General features: G+C 41.2%; 1 protein-coding gene. It reads left to right on the plus strand.

The genetic code is table 11. The features are described 5' to 3' along the window. On the plus strand, positions 1-277 hold a 277-nt coding region (locus tag R3X26_RS18980; protein WP_317718869.1), incomplete at both ends, for a hypothetical protein.

The following is a 277-nucleotide window of genomic DNA, read 5'->3' on the forward strand; positions in this document are numbered from 1 at the left end:
CCGAAGCACTTGAATTTCCAGTAAATTTAAATGAGGGGCGACTTGTCGGTCAAACTGACAACGATATTTATTATCTCTTGGGGCTAATCGAACACAAGTTGGGCGCATGTGAATCTTCAAAAGAAATGTTCCATCGCGCATTAGCTGGAGAGACAGAAATGACAGAAAGTCGTTATTACAATGATATGCCTGCGGACTATATGTTGTATCAAGCTTTAGCTGCTTATCAGCTTGGTCAGAAAGAGCGAGCTATCGATAAACTTAATGAAATGGCAGG

Source organism: Vibrio sp. TH_r3, assembly GCF_033101115.1.
GTDB lineage: Bacteria > Pseudomonadota > Gammaproteobacteria > Enterobacterales > Vibrionaceae > Vibrio.